The 19303-nt window shown below is 63.3% G+C and carries 24 protein-coding genes and 1 pseudogene; 22 read left to right on the forward strand and 3 right to left on the reverse strand.

The genetic code is table 11. The features are described 5' to 3' along the window. Positions 1 to 57 precede the first annotated feature (57 nt). The 3 genes and pseudogenes from ABC347_RS18270 to ABC347_RS17970 all read right to left on the reverse strand — a co-directional run. Positions 58 to 285 (reverse strand): annotated as a pseudogene (locus ABC347_RS18270) (ParB/Srx family N-terminal domain-containing protein); the annotation flags it as partial. A gap of 42 nt (positions 286 to 327) precedes the next feature. Next, complete coding sequence (locus ABC347_RS17965; RefSeq protein WP_413247165.1) at positions 328 to 519, reverse strand: hypothetical protein; 192 nt, start codon at positions 517 to 519, stop codon at positions 328 to 330. A 461-nt stretch (positions 520 to 980) separates the two neighbouring features. After that, complete coding sequence (locus ABC347_RS17970; protein WP_413247166.1) at positions 981 to 1388, reverse strand: MerR family transcriptional regulator; 408 nt, start codon at positions 1386 to 1388, stop codon at positions 981 to 983. A gap of 66 nt (positions 1389 to 1454) precedes the next feature. Between ABC347_RS17970 and ABC347_RS17975 the strand changes: the two genes are divergently transcribed. The 22 genes from ABC347_RS17975 (at position 1455) to ABC347_RS18075 (ending at position 19209) form a co-directional block, all read left to right on the forward strand. Next, complete coding sequence (locus ABC347_RS17975) at positions 1455 to 2105, forward strand: cation efflux transmembrane domain-containing protein (protein ID WP_413247167.1); 651 nt, start codon at positions 1455 to 1457, stop codon at positions 2103 to 2105. A gap of 65 nt (positions 2106 to 2170) precedes the next feature. Next, on the forward strand, positions 2171 to 2467 hold the full coding sequence (locus tag ABC347_RS17980) for a hypothetical protein (RefSeq protein WP_413247168.1): 297 nt from the start codon (positions 2171 to 2173) through the stop codon (positions 2465 to 2467). Between the two features lie 59 nt (positions 2468 to 2526). Beyond that, positions 2527 to 3804 (forward strand): TolC family protein, encoded by a 1278-nt coding sequence (locus ABC347_RS17985; RefSeq protein ID WP_413247169.1) that lies wholly within the window; start codon positions 2527 to 2529, stop codon positions 3802 to 3804. Continuing rightward, the gene (locus ABC347_RS17990; RefSeq protein ID WP_413247170.1) at positions 3804 to 4982 is read left to right on the forward strand and encodes an efflux RND transporter periplasmic adaptor subunit; all 1179 of its coding nucleotides are present in this window, start codon (positions 3804 to 3806) and stop codon (positions 4980 to 4982) included. Before ABC347_RS17985 ends, ABC347_RS17990 begins: the two co-directional genes overlap by 1 nt. A gap of 3 nt (positions 4983 to 4985) precedes the next feature. Further along, on the forward strand, positions 4986 to 8231 hold the full coding sequence (locus tag ABC347_RS17995) for an efflux RND transporter permease subunit (RefSeq protein ID WP_413247171.1): 3246 nt from the start codon (positions 4986 to 4988) through the stop codon (positions 8229 to 8231). Positions 8232 to 8284: 53 nt separating this feature from the next. Beyond that, positions 8285 to 8773 (forward strand): SRPBCC domain-containing protein, encoded by a 489-nt coding sequence (locus ABC347_RS18000; RefSeq protein ID WP_413247172.1) that lies wholly within the window; start codon positions 8285 to 8287, stop codon positions 8771 to 8773. Then, positions 8770 to 9147: a hypothetical protein gene (locus tag ABC347_RS18005; RefSeq protein ID WP_413247173.1), complete on the forward strand. Its 378-nt coding sequence runs from the start codon at positions 8770 to 8772 to the stop codon at positions 9145 to 9147. Before ABC347_RS18000 ends, ABC347_RS18005 begins: the two co-directional genes overlap by 4 nt. Before the next feature lie 45 nt (positions 9148 to 9192). Then, the gene (fliE, locus tag ABC347_RS18010) at positions 9193 to 9534 is read left to right on the forward strand and encodes a flagellar hook-basal body complex protein FliE (RefSeq protein ID WP_413247174.1); all 342 of its coding nucleotides are present in this window, start codon (positions 9193 to 9195) and stop codon (positions 9532 to 9534) included. A 24-nt stretch (positions 9535 to 9558) separates the two neighbouring features. Then, on the forward strand, positions 9559 to 10446 hold the full coding sequence (locus ABC347_RS18015; RefSeq protein WP_413247175.1) for a bestrophin family protein: 888 nt from the start codon (positions 9559 to 9561) through the stop codon (positions 10444 to 10446). A 59-nt stretch (positions 10447 to 10505) separates the two neighbouring features. Beyond that, on the forward strand, positions 10506 to 10835 hold the full coding sequence (locus tag ABC347_RS18020) for a hypothetical protein (RefSeq protein ID WP_413247214.1): 330 nt from the start codon (positions 10506 to 10508) through the stop codon (positions 10833 to 10835). Between the two features lie 3 nt (positions 10836 to 10838). Beyond that, complete coding sequence (locus tag ABC347_RS18025; protein ID WP_413247176.1) at positions 10839 to 11525, forward strand: ZIP family metal transporter; 687 nt, start codon at positions 10839 to 10841, stop codon at positions 11523 to 11525. Next, positions 11522 to 12130, forward strand: a complete 609-nt coding sequence (locus ABC347_RS18030; RefSeq protein WP_413247177.1) for a cation diffusion facilitator family transporter — start codon at positions 11522 to 11524, stop codon at positions 12128 to 12130. Before ABC347_RS18025 ends, ABC347_RS18030 begins: the two co-directional genes overlap by 4 nt. After that, positions 12127 to 14628, forward strand: a complete 2502-nt coding sequence (locus ABC347_RS18035; protein ID WP_413247178.1) for a heavy metal translocating P-type ATPase — start codon at positions 12127 to 12129, stop codon at positions 14626 to 14628. Before ABC347_RS18030 ends, ABC347_RS18035 begins: the two co-directional genes overlap by 4 nt. Continuing rightward, positions 14625 to 15545, forward strand: a complete 921-nt coding sequence (locus ABC347_RS18040) for an NAD(P)/FAD-dependent oxidoreductase (protein ID WP_413247179.1) — start codon at positions 14625 to 14627, stop codon at positions 15543 to 15545. Before ABC347_RS18035 ends, ABC347_RS18040 begins: the two co-directional genes overlap by 4 nt. Further along, on the forward strand, positions 15542 to 16291 hold the full coding sequence (locus ABC347_RS18045) for an HAD-IIB family hydrolase (protein WP_413247180.1): 750 nt from the start codon (positions 15542 to 15544) through the stop codon (positions 16289 to 16291). The genes ABC347_RS18040 and ABC347_RS18045 overlap by 4 nt, the downstream gene beginning before the upstream one ends. 75 nt (positions 16292 to 16366) lie before the next feature. Next, positions 16367 to 16822 carry an MgtC/SapB family protein gene (locus ABC347_RS18050; protein WP_174195017.1) on the forward strand — a complete coding sequence of 152 codons (456 nt, stop codon included), beginning with the start codon at positions 16367 to 16369 and terminating at the stop codon, positions 16820 to 16822. Next, positions 16819 to 17319: a hypothetical protein gene (locus ABC347_RS18055; RefSeq protein ID WP_413247181.1), complete on the forward strand. Its 501-nt coding sequence runs from the start codon at positions 16819 to 16821 to the stop codon at positions 17317 to 17319. The genes ABC347_RS18050 and ABC347_RS18055 overlap by 4 nt, the downstream gene beginning before the upstream one ends. A 61-nt stretch (positions 17320 to 17380) precedes the next feature. After that, entirely contained in the window at positions 17381 to 17986 is a 606-nt protein-coding gene (locus tag ABC347_RS18060; protein WP_413247215.1) for a DedA family protein, read from the forward strand. Between the two features lie 245 nt (positions 17987 to 18231). Beyond that, the gene (locus ABC347_RS18065) at positions 18232 to 18381 is read left to right on the forward strand and encodes a hypothetical protein (RefSeq protein ID WP_413247182.1); all 150 of its coding nucleotides are present in this window, start codon (positions 18232 to 18234) and stop codon (positions 18379 to 18381) included. A gap of 52 nt (positions 18382 to 18433) precedes the next feature. Then, positions 18434 to 18508, forward strand: a complete 75-nt coding sequence (locus tag ABC347_RS18275; RefSeq protein ID WP_488199652.1) for a hypothetical protein — start codon at positions 18434 to 18436, stop codon at positions 18506 to 18508. Positions 18509 to 18596: 88 nt separating this feature from the next. Then, positions 18597 to 18833 (forward strand): hypothetical protein, encoded by a 237-nt coding sequence (locus tag ABC347_RS18070; protein WP_413247183.1) that lies wholly within the window; start codon positions 18597 to 18599, stop codon positions 18831 to 18833. Between the two features lie 247 nt (positions 18834 to 19080). Beyond that, complete coding sequence (locus ABC347_RS18075) at positions 19081 to 19209, forward strand: hypothetical protein (protein ID WP_413247184.1); 129 nt, start codon at positions 19081 to 19083, stop codon at positions 19207 to 19209. Positions 19210 to 19303 lie beyond the last annotated feature (94 nt).

The raw sequence follows: 19303 nt of genomic DNA on the forward strand, positions 1-19303 counted from the left end.
CTCCGCGAGCGACAGTTCGATGGCCTCTTCCTTGGTGCGAACCTCGACGGGGAAGGTGTCGCTGTTCTTGATCCCCTTGCGCTTCGCCAGTTCCTTGAGGCCGCGATAGCGTCGCCCACCGGCGAACACATAGAACAGGCCCTCGTCCTCATAGGCGACAAGGTTCTGCAACAGGCCGTGTGCGGCGATGTCGTCGGCCATGCTCTCGACGGCAGACGGCTTCACGCGGCGCTGGTTGAGCGGGGAAAGGCGAAGCTGCGACAGCTTGACGGTGATGATACCCATGATGATGCTCCGTGATCTGTGTTTATTCGGATGGGGGAGGGGTCAGCCTTCGAGGCTCGCGAGTTCATCGAACTCGACCGATGCGCGCGTTGCGCCGTCGCCCGCGTAGGTCGCGCCGGTGCGGGGATAGAAGAACACGCGCTCGCCACGGCGGTAGGGGGTGCCGTCCGCGCTAGTCCCGTCCACCTTGGCCCGTTTCCAGTAGGGATCGCCCTTGTATCGGGTGTAAGCCATTCTCTTTCCTCCTTCTTCCTGCGGCTGAAAGCCGGTTGCCGCAGCAACCGGGTCTGCCTCTCCGGCGAGGAGCGGGACGGGGAGGGAGGAGGAAAATCGATGGCCTTGGCGCGGGCAGGCCGCCCTAGCGCGGCCGACGCCCCTTAGGGCGTCGGGTGCCGCGCTTGGCGGACCACACGGGGCCGTCTATTTTCCTGCGGGAACGAAAGGGCAGCAGCCCTGGTGTTCCCCGCGCTGGCGGGCCTCCGGGGGAGGGCCGCGGCGCCGAGAACCGAGATCCGCGCATCTGCGCGGGCAGCAGGTGTGCCACGTGGCACACCTCACGCGAGGATCGTCACCCGTATGGGCCGAGACGCCGGCACGGTGGCTCGGTCGGCCGTTCGGCCGATAGAGCCGTGCCCGGCAGGGTCGCGCCCGCTTTGCTCGTGTCAGCCCGGCGCATCAATTAGCCGGGTTAGATATTAGGTTAAGGCGCTGGCCCTGACCGACGTGAGCGCATCGATCAATTTGCATTCGGCGATCGTGGAGGCATCGCATTGGCTGCCCCATCGCACCAGCTCGCTTCGTAAGACGGTAAGGTCTGCCAGCTTGCGGTCGATTTCCTGGATGTGAAGTTCGGCTATTGCATCGACCTCATCGCATGATCCCCGCGGATCGTCCGCAAGGCGGAGCAGGTCACGGACCTGATCGAGCGTGAAACCCAGGTCTCGTGCCCGCTTGATGAAGGAAAGTCGGTTTAGGTGCGTGCTGTTGTAGAGGCGGTAATTGCCTCCACTGCGCTCCGGCGGGGCGATCAACCCCTCTGTTTCGTAGAAGCGCACCGTCTCGATCTTGAGGCCGGTTTGCTTGGCGATCTCACCGATCTTCATAAGTGCTTGACCCTCTAGTGGGATGAGGGTTCATATAAGGGGTCCGAACGACGAATCGAGTAGGACATGGCCGACCATTGTTGCTCAGCAAAGCGCGACACGATCGCTGAACTAGGCCGCAAGGCCAGCCAGCGGCGCGTGCTGATCGCGGTCATGCTCATCAATCTTGCCATGTTCGTTGCCGAGTTCGGCGGCGGGCTTGTGGCCCGGTCGTCGGCGCTGATGGCAGATTCGGTCGACATGTTCGGCGACGCGGTCGTCTATGCGCTCAGTCTCTACGCGCTGAACCGCGGCGCCCGCTGGGAAGCGGGCGCGGCGCTCGCCAAGGGCGGCATCATCTTGGTCTTCGGTCTGGCGGTGATCGTGGAGATTGGCGATAAAATCGTGAACGGCGTGCCTCCGTCATCGTCGCTGATGCTGACCTTCGGCGGGATCGCGCTCGCCGCGAACCTCATCTGTCTCGCGCTGCTGTGGCGGTTTCGGGCTGAGAATGTGAATATGTCGAGCACGTTCGAGTGCTCTCGCAACGATGTCGCCTCCAATATCGGCGTGCTGGTGGCGGCGGGTCTGGTCGGCCTAACCGGATCGGCCTGGCCCGACATCGCAATCGGCGGGATCATCGCCCTGATCTTCCTACGGTCCGCGTGGCGGGTGCTAGGTGAAGCGATCCCAGCATGGCGTGTCGCGAATGCACCGGCACGCGAGTTATTGCAATGACATGGAAACGCTTCCGTGTTAGGGGCGGGTTCGTGCGAACCTTTTTGCCTCTCTTGACATACCTGATGCTGGTCTTGACCAGCTTCTCTGGTATGGCCCATGCCGCCGATCTGGCGGAGGGCAGTATCGCGGGCGTTGAGTTCACCATTCATACCGCTGGCGACATCGATGAGGTGCCATCGGATTCGGACAAGAACGTCCCGCACCATCATAATTATTGTCACGGACACGACGTCGGTGCGCCTATGCGCGCTACAATCGAACATGCGCGCGTCCTTACGGCACCCAAGCCGATAATCTCGGCTTCCGCGTCGCTCAATGGGCGCACCGGTATGGTCGATTTGAGGCCCCCCCAAGCCTGACGTCCGATTTGGGCGCGCGTTGGCGCGCCCTGTCGATTATCGTCAGGAGTTATATTTTCATGCATCGTATCCTCGCGGCCATGCTGGCCGCAGCGTCGTGCGCCTCGATGGCGCAGGCGCAGGTCGGATCGTCTGCGCCTGTCGCGCAGGACGCGCCGGTTTACACGCTCGACCAGGCGGTCAGTGCCGCGGGCGGTTCGGCCCCTGCGGCGGACGCGGCCACAGCCGCAATTGAAGCAGCACGTGCCGGCCGCACTGTCGCGGGATTGCGGCCCAATCCAGTGGTCCAGGGTCAGGTTGAGAACGTCATCGGATCGGGACCATACCGGGGCGTTCGCAGCGCGGAATCCACGGTCGGCTTCGCAATCCCGATCGAGCTAGGCGGCAAGCGCGGCGCCCGCGTCGCCGTTGCCAATGCGCAATTGTCGCGGGCCGAGATCCAGGCTGCGATCATCGCCGCGGACGTTCGGCTTCAGGTGACGCAGCTTTATGTCGAAGCCGTCGCGGCAGATCGGCGTGTAGCAACAGCGCGCGACCAGGCCCGGATCGCCAGCGACGCACTGCGCGCCGCAAGCGTGCGAGTGCAGGCGGGACGTGCTTCCCCGCTGGAGCAACAACGCGCTGACGTCGCCCGCATCAATGCCGAAGCAAATGTGGAGCGGCAGCTTCGCTTAGCCGAGGCGGCTCGCGCCAATCTGGCGCGCCGGATCGCGCGACCGATTGACGGCGCGCTAGACGACACGTTGCTCGATCGTCTGCCCAACACGGGCGTCTACGGACCGATAGCCCCTATAGACGCCGCCGGCACCTTGGCGCTGGCGGCAGCGAATGCGGATTTTACCATCGCCGAAGCCGGCGTGCGGCTCGCGCGCGCCAACCGGGTTCCTGATCTAAACGTCGGTCCTGCGATCCGCCGTTTGGAAGCGACGAATGACATGGCGGCGGTGTTCACCGTGTCGATCCCGATCCCGGTGTTCAACAATGGCCGCGCGGCCATCGCGCAGGCGACCGCGCAGCGGACGCAGGCGGATGCCCAGCGTCGCGTCACCGCGCTCGACATCGAGCAGGCGATCACGGACGCGCAGGCGCAGGCGGCCAATGCCGCGACGACCGCGCGCGCCGCGTCGGGGCCGGCGCTGGCGGCCGCCCAGGAGGCCGCCCGCATTGCGCGGATCGGCTATCGGGAGGGCAAATTTGGCCAGCTCGAATTGCTCGATGCGGAGCGGACACTCGCTGAAACGCGGGTCGCCGCGATCGACGCGCTCGCAAACTACCAGAATGCCCGCGCGCAGGTGGAGCGACTGACCGCGCCTGCGCCCAATGGGGGAAATCAGTGATGAAGAGCTATTATCTCGCGGGCGCAGCGTCGCTTGCCCTGCTGCTGGTTGCCTGTGGCGGCAAGGACGCCGGGAACGATGCAACCGCCACTGCCGCAGCCGGTAACGAAGCGGGAGCAGGCGCGGAAAAGGCTAGTGCCGAAGGCGGTCATGCCGATGAGGGTGTAGTCGTGTTGGGCGCCGACCAGATCGCCGCAGCGGGCGTGCAGGTTGGACGGCCGATCATCGGCGGGGCCGGGACGATCGAGCTGCCCGCAATCATCGAGGGTGATCCGCAGGGAACACAGGTTGTTTCCGCCGCGATCGCGGGTCGCGTGGTCGCGCTGACGCGCAACCTTGGGCAGTCGGTCGGTCGTGGCCAGACCATCGCAATTATTGAGAGCCGTGAGGCAGCGCAGATTAAGGGCGAGGTCGAAGCGGCGCGTGCGCGGCTCCAGCTCGCCAACTCGAATCTCGCGCGTGAACAGCGTCTGTTCGCCCAGCGTGTGTCGCCGGAACAGGATCTGATCGCGGCCCGTACGGCCGCGACGGAAGCACGGATCGCGCTGACACAGGCGCAAAGTACGGTATCGGCGGCAGGTGTCGGGGGAGCTGGTCTCAACCGGCTCGGCATCGCCGCGCCAATTTCAGGTCAGATCATCGCGCGTCCCGTAACGCTGGGACAGACGGTGGCAGCGGATGCCGAGCTCTATCGCATTGCCAATTTGAGCCAGGTGTCGATTGCGCTCAACTTGAAGGCCGAAGATGCGGGCCGGGTTCGTCCCGGAAACTCAGTGCTGGTCAAGGCGGCGGGCCGTCAGGCAACCGCCCGCATCACCTTTGTGTCGCCGGCGCTCGATCCGCAGACGCGCCTCGTGCCGGCGCTCGCCACGCTCGACAATCGCGGTGGCGAATGGCGAGTCGGTGAGCCTGTAACGGCAGCCGTCCAGCTCACGGGCAGCGGTGGCAGTGGAGCGATCCGCGTGCCGACGACGGCGGTCCAGAGTTTCGAGGGCAAGTCGGTCGTGTTCGTGCGCACGCCCACTGGCTTCAAGGCGACCGCAGTCCAGCTCGGCGATGCATCGGGTGATACGGTCATCGTTCGGTCGGGACTCACCGGCAACGAACAGATCGCCACCACCGGAAGCTTCACGCTCAAGGCCGAAATCGGCAAGGGCGAAGCGAGCCACGAGGATTAAACCATGATCGCCCGCATCGTCACATGGGCGGTCGAGAAGCGCTGGCTTGTCCTGCTCCTCACCGTCATCGTCGCCGCCATCGGCGCATTTTCCCTTTACCGGCTACCGATCGACGCGGTGCCGGACATCACCAACAATCAGGTCCAGATCAACGTCCGCGCGCCCGCCCTTTCGCCTGAATTGGTCGAGAAGCAGGTGTCGTTCCCGATCGAAACCGCGCTCGCCGGCACCCCGGGCCTCGAATATACCCGGTCGCTGAGCCGCAACGGCTTTGCCCAGATCACCGCCGTCTTCTCGGACGCGACAGACATCTATTTCGCCCGCCAGCAGGTGGGTGAGCGTCTGCAGGGTGTGCAAGAGAATCTGCCCGATGGCGTGAACCCCGAAATGGGTCCGATCGCAACCGGACTGGGCGAGGTGTACATGTACACTGTCCGGCTCGAGCACCGTGCGGATGACAAGCATAAGCCCGGTGAACCGGGCCAGCAGCCCGATGGCAGTTACATCACGCCAGAAGGCGAGCGACTGACGACCGAAGAGGACAAGGCGACCTACCTGCGTACCGCGCAGGACTGGATCGTGACGCCGCTTCTCAAGAACACCCCGGGCCTTGCCGGCGTGGACTCGATCGGGGGTTACGCCAAGCAATTCCTCGTTGTGCCCGACGTGCAGAAGCTGGCCTCGCTTGGCATCACGCTGACGGATCTGGGCAATGCGCTCGAGCGCAACAACACCAGCGTCGGGGGTGGATTCGTCAATCGCAATGGCGAAGGTCTGGCTGTTCGCTCGGATGCGCTCGTTCGCAACGCCAGCGAATTGGCCAGGACCGTGATCGCGACACGTAACGGCGTGCCGATCACGGTCGAACAAGTCGCGACGATTAAGACGGGTCAGGCGATCCGCATGGGCTCGGCATCGGAGAACGGCACGGAGGTCGTCGTCGGGACCGCGATCATGCGGATCGGCGAGAACAGCCGCATTGTATCGACCGCTGTCGCCGAGAAACTGAAGACGATCAATGCCTCGCTGCCCCCTGACGTCGTAATTCAGCCGGTGCTCAATCGCACCGAGCTGGTCAATTCGACGATCAAGACGGTCGCGAAGAACCTGTCGGAAGGCGCGGTGCTGGTCATCGTCGTGCTCTTCCTGCTGCTCGGAAACTTCCGCGCCGCGCTGATCGCAGCGTTGGTGATCCCGATCACCATGATGCTGACGGGCTTCGGGATGCTGCGTGCCGGCGTTTCCGCCAATCTGATGAGCCTTGGTGCCTTGGACTTCGGTCTGATCGTCGATGGCGCCGTCATCATCGTCGAAAACGCGCTGAGGCGGCTTGCCGAACAACAGCATCATGAAGGTCGCTTGCTGACCGTCAAAGAGCGGCTCGCGACCGTGGCAGCCGCTGCGCGCGAGATGATCCGGCCTTCGGTCTACGGGCAGGCGATCATCATCCTCGTCTACGTGCCGCTGCTCACGCTGACCGGCGTGGAGGGCAAGACGTTCGTGCCGATGGCGCTGACCGTCATCATCGCGCTCGCCTTCGCCTTCATCCTCTCTCTCACCTTCGTGCCGGCCATGATCGCAATCTGGCTGTCGAAGAAGGTGGAGGAGAAGGACGGCCGCATCATCACGTGGCTCAAGAAGCGCTACGAACCCGGTCTCGACCAAGCGATGAGACGCCCGACGCTGACGATCGGGGCGAGTGTCGGAAGCCTGGTGGTGGCGGCGTTGGCCTTCACCACACTTGGCTCGGTGTTCCTGCCACAGCTCGATGAAGGCGACTTGTTGATTCAGTCGCTCCGCATTCCGGCGACCTCGGTCCAGCAGAGCCAGGCGATGCAGGTGCCGATCGAACGAATGATGTCAAAGCAGCCGGAGGTGCAGTTCGTCTACTCCAAGACCGGCACTGCCGAGCTGGCGGCCGACCCGATGCCGCCCAACGCAACCGACATGTTCGTCATCCTGAAGCCGCGCAAGGATTGGCCGGACCCCGAGCTTCCCAAGGAAGAGCTGGTAAGCCGGATCGAGGGTAAGCTCGCGAAGATTCCGGGCAATGCCTATGAGATCACCCAGCCTATCCAAATGCGCTTTAACGAGCTGATCGCTGGCGTTCGCGGCGACATCGCGGTGAAGGTGTTCGGTGACGACTTCAACCAGATGAACCGAACGGCAGAGCAGATCGCTGCGGTGCTGCGTAAGACGCAAGGCGCAGCAGACGTGAAGGTCGAGCAGACGACGGGCCTGCCCATGCTCGACATTCGGGTCAATCGCGATGCGATGGCGCGTTTGGGCGTCACTGCGCAGGATGTACAGGATACCGTAACTGCTACGCTTGGTGGTCGAACCTCTGGCCAGATCTTCGAAGGGGATCGCCGCTTCCCGGTGGTAATTCGCTTGTCCGAAGCGCAGCGCGCTGATCTCGGCCTGCTCGAACAGGTCCAGGTGCCGGTGGCAGGGGGGAGCTATGTGCCGCTTTCCAGTGTCGCCGATATCAAGGTCGTCGACGGCCCTAACCAGATCAGCCGCGAGAACGGCAAGCGGCGCGTTGTGGTACAAGCCAATGTACGTGGTCGCGACGTCGGCTCGGTGGTTGCGGATGCGCAAGCGGCGATCGGCAGCCAGGTTCGGCTGCCTGCTGGCGCCTATCTCGAATGGGGCGGTCAGTTCGAGAACCTGAAGTCGGCGAGCGACCGGCTGAAGCTGGTCATTCCGGCCTGCTTTATCCTGATTCTGCTGCTCCTTTACGGCGCATTGGGATCGGTTCGCGATGCCGCGATCGTGTTCACCGGCGTGCCCTTTGCGCTGGTGGGCGGCGTCCTGCTGCTGTTCGTCCGAGGCATGGACTTCTCGATCTCGGCCGCGGTAGGCTTTATCGCGCTGTCGGGCATCGCGGTCCTCAACGGCCTTGTCATGGTCAGCTCGATCCAGGACCTGATCCGATCGGGAATATCCCGGGAAGAGGCGGCACATGTGGGCGCGATGCAGCGTCTGCGGCCAGTCGTCATGACCGCGCTCGTCGCAAGCCTGGGCTTTGTGCCCATGGCACTGGGCGAAGGTGCGGGCGCGGAGGTGCAGAAGCCGTTGGCGACAGTTGTCATCGGCGGCCTCATCTCGGCGACGCTGCTGACGCTGTTCGTGCTGCCGACGCTCTATGCCCGGTTCGGACAGAAAGTGATCGAGAAGCCCGAGCACTACAATGAGGAGCATGAAGGAGACGACCACGGTCAGACCTTCGTGAACGACTTGGCCTGATGGATGAGCGGGGCGATCGCGGATCGCCCCGCTCATCTTTTGGAGATGGGGATATGCCTCGCACCAGTACCAGCTCAATACTTCACGGCGGGCCGCTGCGCATCTGGTCGGCACTTACCGATCCGGATCATCGCCAGGCTTGGAGCCCGCTCGTATTTCTCGATAAACCGTCCCAGCTCGGCGACACGGAATGCACTTTTGCGATCCAGGGCATCACCCGACCGATGCGGACGCCCGCCCGGGTCGATCAATTCGACAAGCCGCACGCCTTCGCTTGGTCCTGCGGCATTCCTTATCTGTTCACGCTCGAAGAGCGGTACGAACTGGCAGGCGACGATGGCGGCACCAGGCTAACGCATAGCTGCACGCTGCGCGGGGCGCTCTCTGTGCCGTTCGCGGCGATGATGTTGCGCCGCCTGCGGTCCCTGATGATCGAGACCGACGATCGCCTCGCAACCTATTTGCGCTGGCGGGTGGGTCAGCCTGCCCGTGGGATCAATCGTCAGCGTGTCCCCTCCCGCTACAGGAGAAAGGCGCGATGATGGTGCGCAAGAAACCGACGCTACCCGCCCTCATCCTCATTGTCGGGCTGGCGGCTTGCTCAGAAAGCAAGCCGCCAGCCCTCCCAACGGAACAGCAAATCCATTCATCCGACAGCGCCGTAGCAACCGGGGAAATGGGGCGGCATCCCTATCGCTGTTCCGACGGGGAACAGTTGTTCGTCGATTACAAGGATGACGGCCTTCAGATCGACTTGCGGCGCTCCAGCAGCGGGGCGCCCATGACGCTGACTGCACCAGCGCAGGGCCTGCAATATGTCGGCGAGGCGGCCACCGCGACCTTCAAGGGGTCGCAGCTTACCATCGTGGAAGGCGATGGCCAGACCCGGACCTGCGAACGGGAGGGCACCCGATGAACCGCCCCGTCTTCCGATACGTCGCATTGCAACGGGAGAGAAGCGATGTCTGACACGTCGATCTCGAATGTGATGGCCATTCGCGCCGAAGTGATCGCGCGAAGCCGTGCCTTGCGCGAGGCACAACCGGCGGCGCCGCCGAGCGTAACAACAGCCGCTCCAGCGTCCAGTTTCGCCGACACCCTCAATGCCGTGGTCGCGAAGGTTAACGAGACCCAAGAACAAGAGGATGTCGTCACCGAGGCTTATGAACGTGGTGAGACCACCGACATTGCGACCGTCGCGCTCATCCAGAGTCGGGCATCCATTACTTTCGAAGCAACCCTGCAAGTCCGGAACAAGCTGCTGTCAGCTTATCAAGACATCATGAACATGCCGATCGGATGATCGCAGGGAATTGGCGAAACTGATATGCTTGTCGGCACGAGGCCACGATTTAGGCAGATCATTATCGAGGTGTGGAAGCCACTCACGATCCTGTTCGTGTGGGACGTGGCGGTGACAGCATTCCACATAATGACGCCGATCAAGGAACCGCCTTTGCCGACGGCGCTGTTCGGCACCGCCATCGCCCTGTTCATGGGGTTCCGGACGAACGCTGCCTATGCCCGCTGGTGGGAGGCGCGCACCTTGTGGGGGGCGCTTATCAATGCGTCGCGCAGCCTGGCCCGGATCACGCGCAGCCTGACCAAGGTGGAACCCGAGGGCAGCACGATGCGGCACGTCATCATCCTACGGCAGATCGCCTTTGCCCACTCGATGCGCTGCCAGCTTCGTCGGCAGTCGCCTTATGAAGAGATTGCCCGGGTCGCCGGCACGGACGTCGCCGATACAGCGCTGGGCCGCCTAAATCCGGCCAACGCGCTCTTGGAGGACATATCGGCCCTCTACGCCGACGCTCTCGCGGAAGGCAGGATCAACGCCATCCAGCAAGCGACCGTCGAGCGTGTCCTGATCGACATCGCCAACGCGCAAGGCGGCATGGAGCGGATCAAGAATACGCCGCTGCCCAATGGCTTTCGGTTTTTCCCGAACCTCTTCACACGCGTCTTTTGCGTGTTTCTGCCGATCGCACTGGTCGAATCCCTCGGCCTTGCCACTCCGATAGGATCGACGCTGATCGGCCTCGTGTTTCTCGCGGTGCTCAGCATCGGCGAGGATTTGACCGATCCGTTCGCCAATAGCGTCCATGACGTGCCGCTGACCGCCATGTGCCGCACGATCGAGATCGACCTTCTCCAGACGGCGGGATTGTCGGCCCCCGAGCCATTGACGCCGGTCCACGGCGTGCTGTGGTAAGGGCGATGCGCGCCTGGCTGCATCTGTCCGGTCGGACGATCGTGCCCCTCAGCGCCATTATGGCCGCTGGCTTGGCTGTAGCGGCGTGCAATCCGGCGCCGACCCAGCCAACCGAGTCTGCGCATGAAAAGCATCTGACGGAGAAGCTGATCGCACAGCGCATCATGTACTGCGACGACGGAGCGCGCGCCGATGTCGACTTCATCGACGATGGCTTGAAGATGGCTGTTACCTGGCTGCCCAACGGCAGGACCGAGATCCTACGCGCACAACGAACCGGCGAGGAGTTTCGCGGTGACCAGTCGCGGGCCGTCGTGGCGGGCGGGGCGATCGCCTTCATGCGACGCGGGAAGATCAGCGTCTGTCACCGAACTCCGGAGAAGCCGTAGAGTATGCGGGCACTGCTTTACACACTTGCGCCTGTCCTGGCGGTCGTGCTCGGCGCGATTGTCGCGAGCCGCATCAAGTTGAAGCCCGGCCTTGTGGCTGGCCTCCAGCATCTCGCGGCCGGGGTCGTGTTCGCGGCGGCAGCGACCGAGATCCTTCCCCAAGTCAAGCACGAGGCTACACCCAGCGCAACGCTGATCGGCGGGGCGGCGGGCGTCGCGACCATGCTGGGGCTCAAGGCATTCGAGGCCCGCTTCAAAGGGCCGATGGCGTTGCTGGCCGCGATCGGCATCGACATCCTGGTCGACGGCCTGGTGCTCGGCCTTGCCTTCGTCGCGGGTGAGAAGGCGGGATTTCTGCTGACAATCGCGCTGACGCTCGAAGTGCTGTTCCTGGGACTGACGCTGACCAGCGAGTTGGCGGAAACCTATCGCTCGCGCCTGCGCATCATCGTGATTGTCTCTGCATTGGCCCTGCTGCTGCCGGTCGGCGCGCTGGCGGCCGTACCGGTCGCCACGCTCTCGCCGGTAATGATCGCTGGCTTCCTCAGCTTTGGGCTGATGGCGCTGCTCTACCTCGTCACCGAAGAGCTGCTGGCGGAGGCGCACGAGAAGCAGGACACCCCGCTCATCAGCTCCATGTTCTTCGTAGGCTTCCTTGCCCTGCTGACGCTTGAGGAGATTATGGGATGATCCCGACCAATGACAATAATGGCGGGCAAGAGCGCCGCACGCTCTGGATCGTCCTATTGCTGAACGCGGCGATCGCTGCGGGCTTTTTCGTGTCCGGCTTTTTTGCAGACTCCAGCGCGCTCATCGCTAACGGCGTCGATAACTTGTCTGACACGGCTGTCTATGGATTAAGTCTCGTGGCGCTCACGCGGGGGCAGACATGGAAGACCCGCGCCGCGATGGCCTCGGGCGTCATGCTGCTGATCTTCGCAGGCGGCATCCTGCTCGACGTCGGCCGACGCTACATCCAGGGCAGCGAGCCGATCGGTCCTACCATGATGGTCATGTCGGCGATTGCCGGCGTCGTGAACTACGTCTGTCTTCGGCTGCTCCAGCGTCTCAAGGATCCGGACGTTAATCTCCGGGCAGCGACCACCTTCAGCTTCAACGACTTCATCTCGAATGGCGGCATCCTGATCGCCGGCGTGCTGGTGTTGTGGCTGGGCACCAACTGGCCGGACCTGCTGGTCGGCTTCGCGACCGCGATCATCGCCATCAAGGGCGGGATTGAGATCCTGCGCGATGCACGCGCCGAAACCAAGAACAGCGAAAGGAGGTCGTCATGAACGACAAGCTTGAACTCGATATTCCAGTGCTGTTGCCGGACCTCCCTGACGCGGCTGACGCTTGTTTGGACCGTCTGGTATCAACCCTGTCGAAGCGCGAAGGCGTCGAGCGGGCGCATGTGATCTGCGTCGATGGCGACACGCCGGCGGCGCTGTGCATCCATTTCGACGCGGCCAAGCTGCCGCTGCCGCGCTTGCGCGAGATGGTGCGAGCTGCGGGGGCCGAGATTACCGAACGCTTCGGTCATGCAATCTGGCAGGTGAAGGGTATCAATCACGAACGCCGTGCGCGGACCGTCAGCGATGCGCTGTGCGCCTTGCCCGGCGTGGTGCAGGCAAGCGCGAGCACCAGCGGCTCGGTTCGGGTCGAGTATGATCGTCGCGAAACCACCGAAGAGGAGGTGCGGGCTGCGCTTCGCAAACTGAAGGTCGGCGTGGGGAAGCGGGTCGCGGCTGACGACCATGCCGGTCACGACCACGGTCCCGGTAGCCACGGGGCGGGCCAGGAGAACCATGGCCCCGGCGATGGTCACGACCATAGCCATGCCGAGTTTCTTGGCCCCAACACCGAGCTGATCTTTGCACTCGCCTGCGGCGCGCTGCTGGGGATCGGCTATGCCATCGAGAAGCTGGTTGCCGGCGTGCCGGATTGGCTGCCAACCATCTGCTATATCGCAGCCTATTTCTTCGGTGGGTTCTTTACCCTGCGGGAAGCGATCGACAATCTCCGGCTTAAAAAGTTCGAGATCGACACCCTGATGTTGGTCGCTGCCGCCGGCGCTGCTGCGCTAGGAGCATGGGCCGAAGGTGCGCTGCTCTTGTTCCTGTTTAGTCTCGGCCATGCGCTTGAGCATTATGCAATGGGCCGCGCCAAGAAGGCGATCGAGGCGTTGGCGAAGCTCGCCCCCGAAACCGCAACCGTGCGGCGCGACGGGGCGACCAGCGAAATTCCGGTCGAACAGATGGTGGTCGGAGATATCGCCATTGTGCGCCCGAACGAGCGCCTGCCTGCCGACGGCTTCGTCATCAAGGGCATGAGCGCGATCAATCAGGCACCGGTGACAGGCGAGAGCATACCAGTAGACAAAGTGCCAGTCACAGACGCGGCGGCCGCACGCACCAAGCCCGATGCGGTTGACGCGGAGAGCCGGGTATTTGCCGGTACGATCAACGGCGGCGGCGCGATTGAGATCGAGGTGACGCGCCGTTCCAATGAGAGCGCGCTTGCCAAGGTCGTAAAGATGGTGAGTGAAGCGGAGACGCAGAAGTCGCCGACGCAGCGCTTTACCGATCGCTTCGAGCGGGTTTTCGTGCCCGCCGTCCTGATCCTCTCGGTCCTGCTGCTGTTTGCCTGGGTCGTGGTCGACGAGCCGTTCCGTGACAGCTTCTACCGCGCGATGGCGGTTTTGGTGGCAGCAAGCCCCTGTGCGCTTGCGATCGCGACGCCGAGCGCGGTGCTGTCGGGCGTGGCACGCGCAGCGCGCGGCGGCGTGCTGGTGAAGGGCGGCGCCCCCTTGGAAAATCTCGGCTCCTTGAAGGCGATCGCCTTCGACAAGACCGGCACTCTGACCGAGGGGCGTCCGCGCATCACGGATGTCGTTCCTGTCGACGGCACGGACGAAGGTGAACTGCTGGCGCTGGCCGTCGCCGTCGAGGTGCTGAGCGATCATCCGCTGGCTCAGGCGATCGTCAAGGACGGTCGCGAACGCTTGAACGGGCGTGCTTTGCCCAGTGCTGGTGACCTCAAGAGTCTGACCGGTCGGGGCGTCACCGCTAGCGTGGATGGCGAGACGGTGTGGATCGGCAAGGCCGAGATGTTCGGGATGGAAGGCATTCCGGCGCTGGGGCAGGGTGCGCAGGATGCAATCACGCGACTGCGTGAAAACGGCCGCACCACGATGGTGGTACGCAAGGGGGATCGCGACCTGGGTGCGATTGGCCTAATGGACACCCCTCGCGAAGCTGCCAAGACCGCACTGCGCCGGCTGCACGACATGGGCGTGTCGCGGATGATAATGATCTCCGGCGATCACCAAAAGGTTGCCGAAGCAATCGCCAATGACGTCGGGATCGACGAGGCATGGGGCGACCTCATGCCGGAAGACAAGGTTGCCGCGATCAAGAAGCTCGCTGGCGAGGACAAGGTCGCGATGGTGGGCGATGGCGTAAACGACGCGCCAGCCATGGCGAGCGCCACAGTCGGCATCGCCATGGGCGCGGCGGGTTCCGACGTCGCGCTGGAGACGGCCGACGTCGCCCTGATGGCCGATGATTTGGCTCATCTGCCGTTCGCGGTCGGCCTCAGCCGCCACACCCGCGGCATTATCCGGCAGAACGTCTTCGTGAGCCTCGGCGTCGTCGCCTTTCTCGTGCCGGCGACGATCCTGGGCCTTGGAATCGGCCCGGCGGTGGCTGTTCACGAAGGATCGACCCTGCTGGTCGTCGTTAATGCGCTTCGGTTGCTGGCCTATCGTGACCCGGCAAAGCTAGCAGTATGACGACGGATCGCCACGACGCATTAATCGTCGGTGGCGGACCGGCGGGCCTCACGGCGGCGATCTATCTCGCCCGCTACCTGCGTCGCATCGTCGTGATCGACGACGGGCACAGCCGCGCTAAATGGATACCGATCTCGCACAACCATGCCGGCTTTCCCGACGGGATCGGCGGCAGTGCGCTCCTCGATCGGATGCGCGATCATGCGAAGCGCTACGGCGCTTCGATCGTCCTGGGGCGGGCCGATACCATCACCCGTGATGGCGAAAACTTCGTGGCTGCGGGCAGTGGAATTAAGCTCCATTCTCGCGCGGTGCTGCTCGCAACTGGCGTTGAGAACCGCCGCCCCGCGATCGAGAGTGACGCGCACCACGATGCGCTCGATCGTGGCCTACTGCGCTATTGCCCGGTCTGCGACGGATACGAGGCGCGCGGACAGGCGATCGTCGTGATCGGCGCCGATTGCCACGGCGTGGCCGAGGCATTGTTCCTGCGCACCTTTTCGGAAGATGTGACGCTAATTCCTCATATCCGCACGACGCTTACCTCGACCGAACGAGCGGACCTATGGCGGGCGGGTATTCGTGTCATCGACACGCCGATGGCCTCCCTCACGTTCGAGGATCGTGCAATCGTCACGCTGACCAGCGGGGACGAACATGGGTTCGACACCGTATATCCGGCGCTTGGGTCAGACAGCAACAACGCGCTCGCGCGGCAGCTCGGCGCTGATCTGGGCAACGATCATTGCATCGTCGTCGATGCCAAGCAGCGAACCAGCGTCACAGGCGTCTATGCAGCCGGCGACATCGTCATGTCGCTCGATCAGATTAGCGTCGCCATGGGCCATGCCGCGATCGCCGCGACCACTCTCCACAATGATCTGCGCAACCGCGACGGTGAAGGAACCGGCTCATGAAATGGCTGATCGTGTTCGATCTCGATGGGACGCTTGCGGAAAGCAAACGTCCTTTGTCGGAGGAGATGGCAGCGACACTCGCCCGCCTGCTCGACGTCGTTGACGTGGCGGTGATCTCAGGTGGCGACTGGCCGCAATTCGATAAGCAGGTGGCTTCGCGGTTACCGAAAGGCACCGCGCGCGAACGACTATGGTTGATGCCCACTACCGGCACAAAACTTTACCGCTTCGTGAACGGTGGGTGGCGGATGATCTACGCCGAGCTGTTCGATGACGCCGAGAAGGCAAGCATACGCGCCGCTTTCGATCAGGCGCTCGCTGATGCCGGTCTTGCCGACGAGCACATCTGGGGGGAACGGATTGAGGATCGAGGAAGCCAAATCACCTTCTCGGGCTTGGGCCAGGCTGCTCCGCTCAAGGAGAAGGCGGCATGGGACCCGGACCGTACAAAGCGGACCGCGCTGCAGAAGACCCTCCGCGCTAACCTGCCGGACCTGTCGATAAACCTGGGCGGCACGACATCGATCGACGTAACGCAGGCTGGAGTCGACAAGGGCTACGGCCTCAACCGGCTGAGTGACGAAGCCGGCGTTCCTTTAGCCGGAATGCTCTTTATCGGCGACGCGATCTACCCTGGCGGGAACGATTATCCCGTTGTTGAGGCCGGTGTGGACGTCGTCAAGGTGCGCGATGTGGCCGAGACCGGCGCCGTGGTGGCAGCGATCATCGCCTGCCTGAGACGGTAGGCGTCCGCACGTGACCTACAGCACCACCAACCCATGACCTTCAACGGGGCAAGCATCTAGAACAGGCAGGCTGGTATGTTTCAAAGTTCGTGGCTGGAAACAGCCACCCATGTCGTCAGTCTCGCGGTGGCCTATGCGCTTGCCCTGCCGGTTGGTTGGGATCGTGAGAAGGATGAGCGGAGCGCAGGCATCCGGACGTTCCCGCTCGTCGCAATCGCCAGCTGCGGCTTCGTGCTGGTGGGCATTGCGGTTTTAGGGCGGACCAATCCCGCGCAAGCGCGAATTCTTGAGGGCCTGATTACGGGCGTGGGCTTCATTGGGGGCGGTGCGATACTGAAGAAGGGGGGGAAGGCCTCGGGCACGGCTACCGCTGCCAGCCTTTGGGCCACTGGCGCTCTGGGCGCAGCAGTCGGCTACGGCCTCTATGACATCGCCATCATCCTGAGTGTCACCACTTTCCTGACCTTGCGCTGTTCGCGGCCTCTGAAGCGCGTCACCAATGGCGACACCAAGGTGTCGGAAAGCCCATGAGCCCACCGAACCTATCAGCGACTTTGTGGTCGCAGCCTTTGCGGACGCTCGCCAAGCGCTGGGCTCCGGCCGAAACCATATCCCCAAGGGATCGGCAGCACCGCTTGCTTCGCTGGGCGACGCTTCTTGATCGGAACCCGGACAGGATCATCAGACTGCTGTCGCCTTCATGGGCCGGAGGAGATCTGCGCGGAACAATGGTCGGCGAGCCAAGCGCGATCGATGTCGCGTGGAATGATGCCGTTCTACGCGTAATGGGGCTGCGAGGGCAGTCACGTCGCGAAGTGAAGGCCTTCTTCGGTCTTTCCGACGCACAACTCGACCGGATAGCGGCAGGATCGTGGCGGTGTCCGATCCGGCCTGCATGGCAAGTCGCCGCGCGTATCAGACATGTCGAACATCCCGAGCTCGAGAATCGTATCGTCGCAGCCGCCGTCGTTGGCGTGATCGTGCTTTGCGCGATGATTAAAGGGATCATCTACCACCGCCCTTTCTGAAACAGTGCGGCCACGCTGTGCGGTTTCTGGGGGAGAGCGGACCTACCGTCAGGACATCATCGTGTTCAGTGTCATAACATCGATCCTCTCGACGCTCGGCGCCTTCGGCGTCTTTCTGCTGATGCTTGCCGAAAATGTCTTTCCGCCGATTCCATCAGAGGTGATCTTGCCGCTTGCAGGGTACACGGCCGCGCAGGGGCGCGGCGCGCTCTGGATCGTGATCGTCGCCGGCACGCTCGGTTCGGCCGTTGGCGCGCTGCTATGGTACTATATCGGTCGCTGGATTGGCATTGATCGGCTGAAGCGGTTCGCCTCGCGGCATGGCCGATGGCTGACCCTTACGCCCCAGGAGATTGATCATGTTGACCGCTGGTTCGATCGTTATGGCCGCTGGGCTGTGCTTTTGGGGCGCATGGTGCCCGGTGTGCGGACGTTGATTTCCGTGCCCGCCGGGGTGAGCGGAATGCCTCTAACACCGTTCCTGATATCGACGCTGGGCGGCTCGGCGCTCTGGACGACGGTACTGGCGCTGGCCGGCTACGAGCTGGGTGAGCGCTATAACCAGGTGGCGAGCATCATAGAGCCGGCCAGCAACATGGTGATCGGCGCCGCGGTCCTCTGGTACATCTGGCGCGTCGCGACCTTCGACCGAACGAAGGGCCGCTGATGGGCCTCCATCGCCTCTCGTCTGTCTTCCCCGCCGGCATCTGGCTCGCGGCAGCATCGGTGCTGGTTCGCGTCACCCGCATAGCGCGCGCTTATCGCCTGATCTCGGCCGCCAGCGCGCTCATTCTCATCAGATGGATTGGGGCCTTGCACCGCGCCGGCTTTGGAACGTGGCGCCATAACGGAAGGAAGTGGCGTTGGTCGGCAGCGCCAGTTTTTACGGCACGACGGTGAATGGAGTGCTCCATGAATTATCTCGCTACCAAGGCGATCATCTCGGGCATTCCGACCGCAGTCGCGTCCGAACTTGCCAAGCGATACCCTGGATACGGCGCGCTGATCGCATCGCTGCCGCTCGTCTCGGTCCTCGGCATGATGGGATCGGCGATCCCGTGAACATAGGGCCCATGCGAAGGCGACCTTTGGGTTCGTTCCGCCGTCGCTGCCGTTGTTCCTGCTGATCCCATGGATGCTGCGCCACGGGGTCGGCTTCTGGGTGACGTTAGCGCCAGGTGCACGCTGACCGTCCTGCTCTACGTCGCGATGCCCTCGCGCTTTCGCGTGCCGGGATCACGCTATGACCATATCAGCATCAAGGGAACGATAGCTCGATGATCGACAAGATGCGTTTGACCGCCGCCTCGGCCATCATGCTTGCGCTCAGCGGCTGCGGATTCATCACGCCACATGATGAGGGATACTTCCGCTTCCACGCGGAGGAAGCGAGACTGGTCGTCACGCGCTGCGAGCGAGGCCAAGAAACCGGCAGCGACTGCGCAGCGGCAGCTCAGGCCGTCGCTGCGACAAATAGGGAAACCAAGGGTACCACCGCCAACGGAGCGCGTTAAGGCCAAGCAATTTAGTGGTCAAACCGGCTTTTCAGGAACCCACCCCGATCATGTCCACCACAGAGACTGTCGTGACGACGACCGCCGTGCCCGCCGCTCTCATGGTAGTCGTCGCGGTGATGCGGATCGCCTTGCACACCACTTTGCGAGACAATGCAGGTCTCGCATGATCGCCTTGATGGCTTTCCCCCGCCGCATGTTCGCGCCGGATCCTCAACACCGTCTCGAATACTAGCCCACCGGATCAATGCCCCTCACGAGTTGCCTTTTGGTGCCCGCCAACATCTCCGGCACGAAATATTTCAGAAGCCCGGACCCGGTAATCGGGACCGGCGGCCCGCGCGCGTTGCTGGAGATCGACGGCGTGCCGCTCTAAATCGAGCGGGTGATACGCCGGAGGCGGAGTGCTAACAGGATAGCCGCCATAGCTACCCCCGCCATAGCTGTGGCCGCCATCCCAGCTGACTCCG

Origin of the sequence: Sphingomonas canaveralia, from assembly GCF_047238125.1 — a bacterium.
GTDB lineage: Bacteria > Pseudomonadota > Alphaproteobacteria > Sphingomonadales > Sphingomonadaceae > JBDFMH01.